This is a genomic window from Trinickia sp. (assembly GCF_051953405.1).
In the GTDB taxonomy this organism is placed as follows: domain Bacteria; phylum Pseudomonadota; class Gammaproteobacteria; order Burkholderiales; family Burkholderiaceae; genus Trinickia.
The window spans coordinates 85,805-98,429 of sequence record NZ_JBQCIV010000012.1; the positions used below are offsets into that span (position 1 = coordinate 85,805).

A 12,625-nucleotide genomic window follows, 5' to 3' on the forward strand; every position below is an offset into this window, starting at 1 on the left:
CGATCATAGAGTGCGAGACTGCGTCCGTCAAATCTCGAAGGGAGCAACGAATGGACGCGGAATATGCAGTCAAGGTACCGGCTAGAGTGTTCGGCGCCTCGCATCGGTGGAAAGTGCTCGGTGTCGGCGTCGCGGCGAATGCCGGTTTCTCGGCGGCCGCGGCCGGCATTCCGACGACGGCGGTTTGGATGCGCACGGGCTACCACCTCGGCAATGCGCAACTGGGCATTGCGCTTGGCGCGACGGGTCTCGGCATTGCCTTGTCCGAACTGCCGTGGGGCGTCGCGACCGATCGTTTCGGCGACCGGCCGGTGTTGATCGCCGGCTTGCTCGCCACGGCGCTCGCGTTGTGCTCGATGGCGCTGTTCGTCGTGCCGTCGGCCGGGTCGGTCCCACCGTTGCCGCTCCTTGCCGCGGCAATGGCCTTGGTGGGCTTGCTCGGCGGTAGCGTCAACGGGTCGAGCGGCCGCGCCATCATGAGTTGGTTCAACGAAGGGGAACGCGGCGTTGCCATGAGCATTCGGCAAACGGCCGTGCCGCTCGGCGGCGGGATCGGCGCGTCGCTCCTGCCGTGGCTCGCCTCGACGCACGGCTTCGCCGCCGTCTTTAGCGTCCTCGCCTTGCTGTGCGCGGCGCCGGCCGCCTTCGCGATTCGTTGGCTCCATGAGCCGCCTCACGCCGTCGCTGCGACGAAGCCGGGCGCTCGCGCGCCACGCGGCCCGCTGGGCGACAGGCAAATCTGGCGCGTCGCGCTCGGCATCGGCGCATTGTGCATGCCGCAGCTCGCCGTCCTGACATTCGGCGCCGTGTTCTTGCACGACTTCGGGCGCCTGGGCACCGCCGGCATCAGCGCCACGATGGCTGCGATACAAATCGGCGCCATGGTCATGCGCGTATGGAGCGGACGTCATACCGACCGTCGCGGCAATCGGCGCGGCTACCTGCGCGGCTCGACGCTCGTCGCGGCCGCCTCGTTCGCCGCCTTAGCCGCAGCCGTGGCAGGCGGGCATCCCCTGTCGATCGCCGTCGTCGTCGCCTCGATCGTGTTCGCCGGCGTGTGCGTGTCGGCGTGGCACGGCGTCGCCTACGCCGAGCTTGCCACGCTGGCCGGCCCTGCCCGCGCCGGCACCGCACTCGGCATGGCCAACGCGATCGTCTACGTCGGCCTGTTCATCGTGCCGCTGTTGTTGCCTCATCTGCTGGCGGCCAGCTCGTGGGCGGTCGTATGGTTCGTGGCCGGCTTGGTTGCACTGGCCGTCTATCCGCTGTTCCCGCGGCCGGCGCGCAGCTGAGCCGACACCTGCCTGCACGATCGGCGAAGGCGGTGTAGGCTGCGGCATCGATCTACGATACGCAGCCTACACGCCACTGCACGCCGCTCATGACGACGCTTCCGATCGCCGCCGCCCGTACCCTTCATTTGGCCGCTCAAGGGCTCCTTTCCCCGCCGCGCCGCAAAGCCGTCAAGCAAGACGTGCTCGCCGCGATTCAGCGCATGGCGCAATTGCAGATCGACACGATCCACGTTGTCGCGCGCAGCCCGTATCTCGTCGTCTTCAGCCGCATCGGACCTTATCCCCCGCAATGGCTCGACGAACACTTGGCCGAGGGGCGTCTGTTCGAATACTGGTCTCACGAGGCGTGTTTCGTGCCCATCGAGGATTACGGGCTCATGCGCCATCGCATGCTCGATCCGAGCAACATGGGATGGAAATACGCCGCCGATTGGCACCAGCGTCACCAAAAGGATATCGACCGGCTGCTGGCGCATGTGCGGAAGAACGGTCCCGTGCGGGCTGCCGATTTCGAGCGGGCGGCGGGACGGAGCAACGGCTGGTGGGATTGGAAGCCGGAAAAGCGCCACCTCGAAGTGCTCTTCACCTTGGGCCATTTGATGGTGGCCGAGCGTCGCAATTTTCATCGCGTCTACGATGTTGCCGAACGGGTGCTGCCGCATTGGCGCGATGCGCGCGATCTGCCCGCGCCCGATACGGTGCTGCCGACCCTGGTTGCGCGAACGTGTCGTGCGCTGGGCGTCGCGCGCGCCGATTGGATCGCCGATTACTACCGGATCGAGCGCCGCAAATACACCGCCGAACTTCACGCGTTGGCCGATCGCGGCGAGGCGATTGCCGCGCGAGTGGAGGGCTGGAAAGAGGACGTGTTCGTCCCGATCGAATTGGCACCGCTGCTCGACGACGCCGCGCAGGGGCGCTTGCGCTCCACGGTTACGACGGTGCTCTCGCCGTTCGATCCGGTGGTATGGGACCGCAAGCGCGCGGCCGCCTTATTCGACTTCGATTACACGATCGAGTGCTACACGCCGGCCGCCAAGCGCAAGTACGGCTACTTTTGTTTGCCGATCCTTCATCGCGGACGATTGATCGGGCGTGTCGATGCGAAAGCGCATCGCGCGCAGGGCATCTTCGAGTTGAAAGCGATCCATCTCGAACCGGGTGTGCGCATCGGGGCGTCGCTCTTAGCGGATCTGCGCCGAGCGTTCCTGCGCTGCGCCGATTGGCACGGTACCCCGGAACTGGCGGTCGGATCGGCGCCGCCCGCGATCGCCCAGGCACTCGAGCAGGCGCCGTGAGCTAACGGCTGCGCGATCCGCCGCTTGATTCGCCGCCCGATTCGTCGAATTCATCGACAGCGAAATGCGCCTACTTGCGCGTTCGGTGCGTTCGGTGCGTTCAGCGCGTTCAAATGGGAACGCCGCATGCTACTCCCTGCACTGCATGCATCCGTCAGACCTCGGGCTGCCCGCACGCAGGAGATCGATCATGAAGCTCTACACGAACAAGTTTGCCGCCGAAACAGTCAAGGACGCCCTCGTGGGCGAGGGTCCAGCCGCCGTCGAGCCTTCGCATCCGGCACCCCACGATGAAGCGGGACCGATGAGTGCGCCGACGGTCTCGCCCCTGCGCCCCCTGAACGCCGTGCTGCCGCACAGCAGCGCACGGTCGGCGCAACCGGCCGACCTTGCCACGGTCGAAACATTGGCTGCGAGTCGAGCGCTGACGCTCGTCAGGACGCTGCACACGTTTTCGTATTCGGTGGACATGTTCTTTCACGGCGCCGAGCTGTCGTACTACATCACGCTTTCTCAGGACGGCAAGCTCTGGCGTGCCCTGCACGCGGCCGAATTCGATACGGCGGAAGCCGCGTTTCGGCATTTGGAAGACCAGGCCATGCGGCTTGCCGAGGTCGAATTGCGGCAAGTTCAACTGGTGGCGCACAACGAGCGCATCGAGGCAATGGTCGCGGCCTCGGAGGCCCAAGCGGAGCAGTTACGCCACGATCTCGAACGCCACGCGGAGCAGACGCAGTTCGTCAACACCTACCAACAGCAAGCAAAGAAAGACGTCGCTCAATTGGAAATGCAGCGAATCGCGTCGCAGGCACGGTTGAACAAAGCATTGCGGCAGGTTCATCAACTGCGCGTGTCGAGCAACGAACGGATTCCGCATCCCCATTGCCGGCGAGCCGACGGGTAGTTCGAATCGGCGCGCTTTTAACTGCGAATGCGGGGTCCGACGAGAAGCGTCGCGGGCAATGCTTTGCCCGGCCCCGTCACGCAAACGGACTCATCCCGATCAGCCAGCGATGCAACACGAAGGCAAAGAGCGCCCACGCGATCAGCCCCACGACGACGACTTTCGTATCGCCCGATAGCGTCCCGTCGGGATACCGCACGCCGGCCGCCCGATCGCGGCCACGGCAGATGAGCGCACCGGCGGCCCCCCAAATCAGGAAGACGCCGAACAGGACGATCGCACTGAGCGTTCCGTTCGCCAGCAGATGGCCGAGCGCCCATATCGCCGTGCCCACCAGCATCGGATGTCCGATCGTGCGCTTGATGCGATTGCCGGGCATATAAGCGGCGACGATCAATACGAACGCGACGGCAACGAGCAACGCCGTGAGATGGCGGATGCCCATCGGCGGCGTCCACAACACCACCGGCGTACGCCGCGCCATGCCGTAGCCCCAAACGATCAGCACGAAGCCGACCAATGAGGCGACCGCGTAAAGGCCCTTCCAACCATGCTCCCCGAGCCGCGCGACTTGCGCATCGCGCCATGATGGCGAAACGAGCCGAATCGAATGCACGCCGATGAAAATGAGCAGGCCCAAAATCAGTATCGCCACGTCGAACTCCTTCGTTATTGTCCTTGGTCGTTCCGTGCCGCCAGTGCTCCCTCGGGCGCCTCTTTTCAGCGGGCGCCGCGCTCGTCCTTCGAATCAGCGCGCTGCCGCGATCACCTCGGCCATGGCGGCCGTGAGCTTCTTCGCGTACGGCACGTGCAGAAATTCGTTGGGACCGTGCGCGTTGGATTTCGGGCCGAGCACGCCGCACACGACGAACTGCGACTTCGGGAATCCGGCCTGCAAGACGTTCATCAACGGAATCGTGCCGCCTTGACCGATGAACGCGCAGTCGGCACCGAAGTGATCGCGCGAGGCCTCGTTGACGGCGGTCGCAAGCCAAGGCGCCAGCTCGGGCGCATTCCAGCCGTAGGCCGCCGCGTCCGGCTTGAACGTCACTTTCGCGTTGTAAGGCGGATCGAGTTCGAGCAACGCCTTCAGATCGGCGACGGCGCGCGCCGCATCGACGAGTGCCGGCAACCGCAGCGACAGCTTGAATGCGGTGCGCGGGCGCAGCACGTTGCCCGCACTCGCGAGCGCGGGCAACCCTTCGGCGCCCGTCACCGACAAAGACGGCCGCCAGGTGGCATTGAGCAAGGCTTCATAGGGATCGGCGGTGACGGGCAACACGGGCTTGCCGTCCTGTCCGCAAGCCCACGGCGAGGCTTTCCACACTTCGTCGCCAAGGATCTCCGCCGTCTTGCGGGCTTCCGCCAGCCGGCTCGCCGGAATGTCGCAATGAAAACCGGCGGGCAATAAAGTGCCCGAGGCGGCGTCCTCTAGCCGCTCGAACAATTGCCGCATGATGCGAAAGCTCGACGGGACGATGCCGCCGTACCCGCCCGAATGCACGCCTTCGTCGAGCACCTGCACTTCGAGCGATCCGCCTACGAGACCGCGTAGCGAAGTGGTCAACCAAAGCTGGTCGTAGTTGCCGGCCCCCGAATCGAGACAAACGACCAGCCCGACTTCGCCGAGCCGGTCGCGCAGCGCATCGACGTAAGGAAGCAGATCGTAGCTGCCCGATTCTTCGCAAGTTTCGATGAGGCCGACGCAGCGCGGCCGCTCGATCCCCTGCGCGTCGAGCGCGGCAATCGCGGTCATGCTGGCGTAGATGGCGTAGCCGTCGTCCGCACCGCCGCGGCCATATAGCTTGCCGTCCTCCAATTTGGGGGTCCACGGCCCGAGGTCCCGACGCCAACCATCGAACTCCGGCTGCTTATCCAGATGCCCATAGAGCACCACCGTCTCGGTACTGCCCGAGCGTGTCGCCGGCGTCTCGAAGAAGATCACGGGCGTGCGCCCCGGCAAACGCACGATCTCGAGCTTGAGACCCTGGACCCGCTGCGCTTGCGCCCAAGTCGCCGCGTCGGCGACGACGCGCTCGAGGTATCCGTGTTTTGCCCAATCGGCGTCGAATGCGGGGCTCTTGGCGGGGATCGCAATGTAATCGGTCAGCGCGGGCACGATCTCGTCGTTCCATTTGCGCTCGACGAACTCGGTCAAGGCGGAGCGATCGATCGAGGCGCTTTGCTGCTTCGCATCAAGGGCGGTCATGGCGGTCGGCTCTGGCAGTGAAAGCGCACATGATAGTCCCGATTGCCGGGCGGGCAACCCCAGCTCAGCGAGCGCGAAAGCGAGCGCGCCGACGACTAGACGAACAAGCCGAGGAATGAGCCGACGAGCAAAGAAACGCGGAAAGCGCGACAATGTGTCACACCCCACTCTCGAGGCGAGCATCATGCTGGATCGGATTGCCCTACAAGTCGTCGAGGTGGTGTTTGCGCTGGCGATTTACTTTTTGCCGGCCATCATCGCGGACCATCGCAAACGCCACGACATCCTCACGCTCGCGCTCTTCAACGCGTGCATGGGTTGGACGGTCGTGGGATGGCTGCTCGCGCTGGTCTGGGCCCATGTGCCGAATCCGCCGCCGGGCCTCGCGCGCGACGTGGCGGCCAAGCGCCGGCTAGTCAGGATGGCGGCCTTTTCCTCCGCGCTGATGGCGCGCGTGGACCGGCGCGCGGCCAAGCAGGGCAGCGCTCGCCGCTAGGGGCCGCAGGCGCTTCTCGCGAACTTCTCGCGAACTTCTCGCGAACGCGTCGCCACCGTGCGTCACATGCCCGGTTTTAGCACGCCCTGGACGAACGGCAGGCTGGCCGCGACCGAACCCGCCATGGAGGCGGCGTAACGGCGCACATGCACGAGCCCCGGTGAAATCGAGCGCGGCTCGTGCCCCAGTGCATCGAGCGCAAACGCCGCTTGCCGAAACTCGCCGTATTCGTCGAACCATTGGCACAGCACGGTATCGCCGCAAACGGCCGTTACCGTCATACGCGAGCCGCCCGCCTTCAGCGTGACGACATCGCCTACGCAAAACTGCTCAACCAGGTCACGAGTAGCGGTCGACATGTGTACTCCGTCGGGAAACATCGAACCGTTCCGCAGGGAACGGCAAGTCAATTGTGCGGTAGCAAACGGACCGTCAATACGAACCTGCTTGCTCATTCATCGCCTCGATATACGCCCGAGGTCAAGGAGAGACTAACAATAGAATTTTTATTCTACAAGCGGTTTTAGGGGAAAACATGGAGAAGGAATTTCAAATTGGAGCAGCCAAGTCGAGAGAAATCGTTTTCCAATTTATTGAGGGACGGACAGCCTTCTAAATGCAACAATCGTACTTTTTAAAACCGGGGAAAGGCTGTCCAGCCGTCCGTGCGTTACCTCACGAATGTCTGGAGGAGGCGAATCGACGACGTGGAGAAAAAGCAAGACGTTAAAATAAAAACCGTGGATCGCTTTGATCGAGATCAATTGCGCATTGCATCACGCCCCTTCGAAGACGGATCGGCAATTGAATTCTCAACTACGAATGAAAACGTTTTCTGCGTCGGCCGATTTATCTTCGAACCGACGCCTTCGATCTCGACATGGTGGCTGCGACGGCCCAACAAGCGATCGTCAGACAATCGCTGCGCCCTCAGCCTTGCATCCCCAACATCGAGCAAGCTCGCCGGGACCCCACCACGATCAGCTTCATCGTGGCCCGCGTGGCGCCGACGAATAGCTTGCGCGCGGCGCGCTCGTCGAACGTGTCGAAGTCGACTTCGGTCAAGACCACGCACGGCGCCGACTGTCCCTTGAACCGATAGATCGATTCGAGCAGCACGTCGCCGTCGCGGTACTCCGGGTTGCCGAACAAATCGTACTTGCCCGTGAAGCTGCGCAATCGATGCGGCCCCAAATGCTCGAGCGCGGTCAGCGCCGATCCCTCCCGCCCCCGGAACGAAAGCACAGCGATGTCCTGCTTGCGAAAGCCCAAAGAAAGCGCTTGCGTGATCGCCCGCTTGGTGGCTTCGAGCACGGCCTCGTCGTGGGTTTCGCCATACGAAGCGATCGAGATCTGCGAGCCGTCGAACGGGCTGCCGGCGACGAGGTTCGATGCGCGAGGCACCGCCGCGCCCACTTTCTCGCGCACGAATTCCAGGATGTCGCGCGGGCTGCGGTAGTTCGTCGTTTCGGTCAGCACGGTCCACCCCGGCAGGGCGACGGGATCGCGCATATAGAGGTTTTGCAAGGGATCTTCCAACCACCACCAAGCGCCGTCCGGCTTGACGAGCCGGGACAGCGCCTCGACCCATGACTCCTGGAAGTCTTGCCCTTCGTCGACGATCAGGACATCGAAAATCCATCGATCCCCGATCGGCGCATCGGCAAAGGCCGCCTCTAGCCGTTTGAAGACGTCGGGGGCGCGGAAATCCTGCACGGCGCCGACGTCGCGCGCCACCCAATCGCACAAATGGTGATAGTTCGCGACACGCGCCCCCTCGGGCGCCACACGCGCGATGTGGTCGGCGAGCGGCCGGTTGAAGCACACGTAAAGCGCGCGCTTGCCGTTCGCCGCCGCATCCTTCATCACTTGCACGGCCAATTGCGTCTTGCCGGAACCGGCCGTTCCGATCACACGCAGTCGAAACGGCGAGAATGTCAGCTTGCGTGCCCATGTCGCCAAGCCGCCCGACAGGCGCGTGACGAGCGTCCCCGCCTGCCCGACCAGCGCGCTCGTATCGGGCGTCAGCGCCAATTCGTCCGCCAGAAAATGATGGATCTTCGCGGCGCTGGGCAGCTTCGGCTCGTCGGCGGGCAGCGCTGCCAAGATCGCGGAAACCAGCCGCTCTTTGCGGGTCGCATCGACAATACTTTCCGGCGGCACCCCGGCGATCGCGGCGTTTTTGACCATGTAGTCGGGACAAAACAGCAGCGCTTCGATACAGTACGTTCCCGCGCCGAACGCCGCCGTGAAGCGCCGGTGCAGCGTTTCGACCGTCCGCGCCAGTTCGACCGAAACATTGCGCTCCGTCTGCAGGTACACCTTCACGAGACCTTTCGGCGTCTCACGCAGGAACCCGGCCTTTTGCTCGACGAGCATCAACCGCCCCGAGGGGCTCACGATCACGAAGTCGGCTTCCCCGAATACGGAGAAAGCCCGATTCAGGCGAGTCCAATGCACGCCGTGATAGACGGTATAGCCGTCGGGCAGCGCCTGCTCGAGCAGCGCCAGCGTTTCGCGTTCGCGTTCGGCGGCGCCGGTTGCGGCGAGATGCTTCCAATCGTCGGGAATAAGGCGTGCCATGGCGGGTTAATCCTCGCTTTGACGTTTTGAATTCGGCGTATTGTACAAACCGCGCGGCACCCGCCCATGCCTGGACGACACCGCATTCTTCCGGAGGAAAGTTCAAATGCTGACGATTTGGGGACGAGCCAACTCGGTCAATGTACAAAAGCTGCTGTGGTGCTGCGACGAGTTGGGCCTCCCGTTCGAGCGCGTCGATGCGGGCTTGCAGTTCGGCCGCGTCAACGATCCCGACTATCGGGCGCTCAATCCTAACGGACAAATCCCCACGCTCGTGGACGGCTCGTTCGTGCTATGGGAGTCGAATGCGATCCTGCGCTATCTTGCCATGCAATACGGCGCGTCGAGTTCGCTCTACCCCGCCGCCCCGCAACTGCGCGCGAGCATCGACCGCTGGCTCGATTGGTCGCTCTCCACCTTGGCGCCCGCGGAGCGTCCCGTGTTCTTGACGCTCGTGCGCACGCCGCCCGACGAGCGCGATAAAGAAGCGCTCGCCGCCAACCTGAAAACGCTGATCGCGCGATGGAAAGTGCTCGACGGGCATCTGCAGGGGCGCTTTCACCCCGAAGGCGACCGGTTCACGATCGCCGACATCGTGCTGGGTGCGTTCGCTAAGCGCTGGTTCGGCGTCGAAGGCATCGACCGGCCGCCGATGCCGAGCCTCGAGCGGTGGTACCAGCGGCTCACGCAGCGCGCCGGCTTCAAGAAGTACATCGATCTGCCTCTGACTTGAGCCCGCACGCGCGTCGAAGCGTCATCAAAGCTTCACGACTGAGCGCGCCGCTCTCCGGCCCGCTCTCCGGCTCGCTCGAGCAGCGCATCTAGCAGCGGCAGTTGCACGGGTTTGGTCAGATGCAAATCGAAGCCTTCACCAAGCGAGCGCGCGACGTCGCTTTCTTGACCGAATCCCGTCATGGCCGCGAAGCAGGCATCGCCGAGCGCCTTCGTCGATTTCAACTGACGTAAAACGGCAAAGCCGTCGGCGCCCGGCATCGCCAGATCGATCAGCGCGACGTCGATCCGCTCCGCCCGGGTGGCGGCGTCGAGTGCCTGTGCGCCGCTGTACGCCACCTGCACGCGGTGGCCCTTCATACGCAGCAGCATCGCCATGCTGTCCGCGGAATCGCAGTTGTCGTCGACAATGAGCACCGCTAACGTTCCCGATTCGCCACGGCCGCGCGTATCGGCGCGCATGCCTTCGTCGTTGGCGGCGTCCTGCACGGCGAACAAGGGCAAGCGCACCGTGAAGGTGGCGCCGCGCCCAAGGCCATCGCTCGTCGCTTCGATCGATCCGCCGTGCATCTCCACGAGCCAGCGGCACAACGTCAGTCCGATCCCCAGCCCGCTTTCCTTTCGTTCGAAGCGATTATCGGCTTGGACGAACAAATCGAAGATCGAATCGAGTGCCGCGGCGTCGATGCCGCAGCCTTCATCGGAGACGCGCAAGCGGGCGAACGCGCCCACCTTGTCGATCTCGACGCCAATTCGCCCGCCATGCTCGGAAAACTTCGACGCATTGTTCAGCAGCCCTTGGACGACTTGCACCAGCCGCGTGCCGTCGCCGTTGACGACGATGCCCGTCGGCGGCACGCGCACTTCGACCGATTGCTGACGCGAGGCGACATGTGGGCGAATCATCTCGATCGCCCGCACCACGACGTCCGACAGTTCTACCGGCTCCAAGCGCAGCGCGACCTTGCCGGTCGTCACGCGGCCGGCATCGAGTAGATCGTCGACGAGCCGGGTCAGGTGCGAAATCTGTCGATCGATCATGTCGCGGCACTGCCGCAGCGTCGGGCTGACGAGCGGCTCCAGCATCATCACGCTGAGCGCGTTGCTGACGGGCGCGAGGGGATTGCGTAATTCATGCGCGAGCGTCGCCAGAAACTCATTCATGTGCTGGCTCGCGGCTTCGAGTTCGCGCAGCCGCTTGCGTTCGGTCATATCGCGCGTGACTTTCGCGAATCCGCGCAGCCGCGGCTCGTCGCGCTGTGTCGGGTCGGCGGGGCCCGCCGGGTCCGTTTCATAGACTGCGGTGATGACCACGTTCGCCCAGAACATCGTGCCGTCCTTGCGCACGCGCCAGCCTTCGTCTTCCACGCGGCCTGTGCGCGCGGCAGTAGCAAGCTCGGCCTCCGGCGTGCCTTTCGCGACATCGTCGGGCGGATAAAACATCGAGAAATGCTGCCCCAGCACCTCCTGCGCGGCGTAGCCCTTGATCTTCTCGGCACCGCTATTCCAGCTGACGATGCAGCCGTTCGCGTCGAGCAAGTAAATGGCGTAGTCCTGAACGGACTCGAGCAGAATCCGGAGACGTTCTTCGGACGTCACCACCGGTTCGGGTGGCGGCGAAAAAACCTGGCTATCGCTGGCGAAGCTATCCGGACGCATAACGGCGGCGTTTCGTTTTTGGAAAATGCGACATGGAGTTGCCGCTGGGGATTCTTCAAAGCACATCCCATGCCTACGCGCGCGCTGCGCCTGCTCGGGCGAGTGCGTTCGCGAGCGGATCGAAGTCCCGCCAGGACGGCATCGCCGCGTTAGCCCGCCCGAGCGAAACGCCGCGTCCGCATCGGTCGTTACGCGAGCAACTTTGACATCGCTTTTGCAAAAACTTCGGTGGCCCGCGGCTCGCGTGGGGCGCTAGCCGATCGCGCGTGCCGCAACGGCGTCGGCAAGCAGCGCGACGAGCCGTTCGGGCTCGGCCGGCTTTCTCATGAAGTGATGAAACCCTTCGCCGATACTTCGCAGGCGGTAGGCTTCGTCGGCGTGACCCGTGAGGGCGAGCGCCACGGCAGGGGGACGGTCGTTACGGATTTCGTCGTCGCGTAGCCGCTGGATTAGGTAAAAGCCGTCCATGGCAGGCAAATCGAGGTCGCAAATAACGGCGTCGGGCGCAATCCGCAACGCCGCCTCCACGCCCTCCTCGGCATCGGCCGCGGCCACAACCCGCGCCCCCTCGGCTTCCAGCACCATTGCAAGCGACTCTCTGCTGGAGGGGTCGTCCTCAACGACGACCACCGTCACCTGTTCGAGTCTCATCAGTCCGTTCATACTATTCGTTGTCGCTATCGATACCTACGCCAGCTCCTCGGACCGTTTCACCCTCGCGGAAGTTGCACGCGAAATTCGGCCGGCCGACGGGCGTCGTGCAGACGCCGTGGCGGGAGTCGGGGCGGACGATACCACGATGTCAAGTTACGACGATGACTTTCATTACGCGAGCCACGAACACGCGCAGGGCATCCGTTTGGCGCATTGCGGCTGTGTAATGTCCGAGCGAGCCGGTTGGCAAGCGACATTGGCCGCGCTTGGGCCCGACCCTTTACGTGACGGCTCGCCGTCGGATAGCGTGACATCCCCTCGCATCCAAGATTCGGCCCGGGCGATCGAGGGAGGCAATGGGCTCGAAGGGATGCACCGGGCGCCTGATCGTTAGCGCGAGTGCCCCGGGAGTTCGATCGCGTCGGCGCGCCCCGAATCGGTGCCAGGCCGACCGCCGGCCCTCCTCCTGCTACGCAACATCGCAGCTTCGATAGGCCAATTCAATTGGCATCAAGGCCGAGATCGTCTTAAATAGCCGGAGGTGCGCGGCACTCATTCGCCTCGCCCCACACGCGGAGATCCAAGATGACTCAACCGAACGTGGACGAGCTGGTGCAGTCGATCGCAAGCGACACCGGCGCCCCGCGCGAGACCGTATCGGCAATGGTTTCCCAGACCTGGCAAGCGTTCAGCGACGGCGCTCGCATCACCGATTACCTCCCTGTCCTGGTAACCAAACGCGTGCGCGAAGACCTGCGCAGCCAGCGCCGGCAAAACCGCCACTGATTCTTCCGA

12 protein-coding genes are annotated in these 12,625 nt (G+C 64.1%); 6 read left to right on the plus strand and 6 right to left on the minus strand.

Features of this window, described 5'->3' with window-relative positions:
• The first annotated feature begins 50 nt into the window (after window positions 1-50).
• The 3 genes from ACTHN9_RS02690 to ACTHN9_RS02700 all read left to right on the plus strand — a co-directional run bounded on the left by ACTHN9_RS02690 (window position 51) and on the right by ACTHN9_RS02700 (window position 3,497).
• Window positions 51-1,292 carry an MFS transporter gene (locus ACTHN9_RS02690; protein WP_440535199.1) on the plus strand — a complete coding sequence of 414 codons (1,242 nt, stop codon included), beginning with the start codon at window positions 51-53 and terminating at the stop codon, window positions 1,290-1,292.
• A gap of 89 nt (window positions 1,293-1,381) precedes the next feature.
• Window positions 1,382-2,593 (plus strand): winged helix-turn-helix domain-containing protein, encoded by a 1,212-nt coding sequence (locus tag ACTHN9_RS02695; protein ID WP_440535200.1) that lies wholly within the window; start codon window positions 1,382-1,384, stop codon window positions 2,591-2,593.
• Window positions 2,594-2,783: 190 nt separating this feature from the next.
• Window positions 2,784-3,497 carry a DUF2968 domain-containing protein gene (locus tag ACTHN9_RS02700; RefSeq protein ID WP_440535201.1) on the plus strand — a complete coding sequence of 238 codons (714 nt, stop codon included), beginning with the start codon at window positions 2,784-2,786 and terminating at the stop codon, window positions 3,495-3,497.
• A 76-nt stretch (window positions 3,498-3,573) separates the two neighbouring features.
• On the opposite strand, the gene ACTHN9_RS02705 is transcribed toward ACTHN9_RS02700, so the two are convergent.
• Both ACTHN9_RS02705 and ACTHN9_RS02710 read right to left on the minus strand, forming a co-directional pair.
• A complete protein-coding gene (locus ACTHN9_RS02705) occupies window positions 3,574-4,152 on the minus strand; it encodes an NnrU family protein (RefSeq protein WP_440535202.1) in 579 nt (192 codons plus the stop codon).
• Between the two features lie 93 nt (window positions 4,153-4,245).
• A complete protein-coding gene (locus ACTHN9_RS02710; protein ID WP_440535203.1) occupies window positions 4,246-5,706 on the minus strand; it encodes a M20 family metallopeptidase in 1,461 nt (486 codons plus the stop codon).
• 184 nt (window positions 5,707-5,890) lie between these two features.
• On the opposite strand from ACTHN9_RS02710, the gene ACTHN9_RS02715 reads away from it, so the two are divergent.
• Complete coding sequence (locus ACTHN9_RS02715) at window positions 5,891-6,202, plus strand: superinfection immunity protein (protein WP_440535204.1); 312 nt, start codon at window positions 5,891-5,893, stop codon at window positions 6,200-6,202.
• Window positions 6,203-6,264: 62 nt separating this feature from the next.
• Here ACTHN9_RS02715 and ACTHN9_RS02720 read toward each other — a convergent pair whose 3' ends face one another.
• Window positions 6,265-6,561, minus strand: coding sequence for a YodC family protein (locus tag ACTHN9_RS02720; protein ID WP_440535205.1), 297 nt, complete (start codon window positions 6,559-6,561; stop codon window positions 6,265-6,267).
• A 571-nt stretch (window positions 6,562-7,132) separates the two neighbouring features.
• A complete protein-coding gene (locus tag ACTHN9_RS02725; protein ID WP_440535206.1) occupies window positions 7,133-8,785 on the minus strand; it encodes an ATP-binding domain-containing protein in 1,653 nt (550 codons plus the stop codon).
• A 106-nt stretch (window positions 8,786-8,891) separates the two neighbouring features.
• On the opposite strand from ACTHN9_RS02725, the gene ACTHN9_RS02730 reads away from it, so the two are divergent.
• Entirely contained in the window at window positions 8,892-9,518 is a 627-nt protein-coding gene (locus ACTHN9_RS02730) for a glutathione S-transferase family protein (RefSeq protein WP_440535207.1), read from the plus strand.
• 32 nt (window positions 9,519-9,550) lie between these two features.
• Here ACTHN9_RS02730 and ACTHN9_RS02735 read toward each other — a convergent pair whose 3' ends face one another.
• Window positions 9,551-11,176 (minus strand): PAS domain-containing hybrid sensor histidine kinase/response regulator, encoded by a 1,626-nt coding sequence (locus ACTHN9_RS02735; protein WP_440535208.1) that lies wholly within the window; start codon window positions 11,174-11,176, stop codon window positions 9,551-9,553.
• Window positions 11,177-11,428: 252 nt separating this feature from the next.
• Complete coding sequence (locus ACTHN9_RS02740) at window positions 11,429-11,839, minus strand: response regulator (protein WP_440535209.1); 411 nt, start codon at window positions 11,837-11,839, stop codon at window positions 11,429-11,431.
• Between the two features lie 576 nt (window positions 11,840-12,415).
• Between ACTHN9_RS02740 and ACTHN9_RS02745 the strand changes: the two genes are divergently transcribed.
• Window positions 12,416-12,616: a DUF3562 domain-containing protein gene (locus ACTHN9_RS02745; RefSeq protein WP_440535210.1), complete on the plus strand. Its 201-nt coding sequence runs from the start codon at window positions 12,416-12,418 to the stop codon at window positions 12,614-12,616.
• Window positions 12,617-12,625: the final 9 nt, after the last annotated feature.

Bases quoted from the DNA above. Each gene is read 5' to 3' on its own strand.
- ACTHN9_RS02690 (WP_440535199.1), top strand. From the start codon at position 51: ATGGACGCGGAATATGCAGTCAAGGTACCGGCTAGAGTGTTCGGCGCC.
- ACTHN9_RS02695 (WP_440535200.1), top strand. From the start codon at position 1,382: ATGACGACGCTTCCGATCGCCGCCGCCCGTACCCTTCATTTGGCCGCT.
- ACTHN9_RS02700 (WP_440535201.1), top strand. From the start codon at position 2,784: ATGAAGCTCTACACGAACAAGTTTGCCGCCGAAACAGTCAAGGACGCC.
- ACTHN9_RS02710 (WP_440535203.1), bottom strand. From the start codon at position 5,706: ATGACCGCCCTTGATGCGAAGCAGCAAAGCGCCTCGATCGATCGCTCC.
- ACTHN9_RS02715 (WP_440535204.1), top strand. From the start codon at position 5,891: ATGCTGGATCGGATTGCCCTACAAGTCGTCGAGGTGGTGTTTGCGCTG.
- ACTHN9_RS02720 (WP_440535205.1), bottom strand. From the start codon at position 6,561: ATGTCGACCGCTACTCGTGACCTGGTTGAGCAGTTTTGCGTAGGCGAT.
- ACTHN9_RS02725 (WP_440535206.1), bottom strand. From the start codon at position 8,785: ATGGCACGCCTTATTCCCGACGATTGGAAGCATCTCGCCGCAACCGGC.
- ACTHN9_RS02730 (WP_440535207.1), top strand. From the start codon at position 8,892: ATGCTGACGATTTGGGGACGAGCCAACTCGGTCAATGTACAAAAGCTG.
- ACTHN9_RS02735 (WP_440535208.1), bottom strand. From the start codon at position 11,176: ATGCGTCCGGATAGCTTCGCCAGCGATAGCCAGGTTTTTTCGCCGCCA.
- ACTHN9_RS02740 (WP_440535209.1), bottom strand. From the start codon at position 11,839: ATGAACGGACTGATGAGACTCGAACAGGTGACGGTGGTCGTCGTTGAG.
- ACTHN9_RS02745 (WP_440535210.1), top strand. From the start codon at position 12,416: ATGACTCAACCGAACGTGGACGAGCTGGTGCAGTCGATCGCAAGCGAC.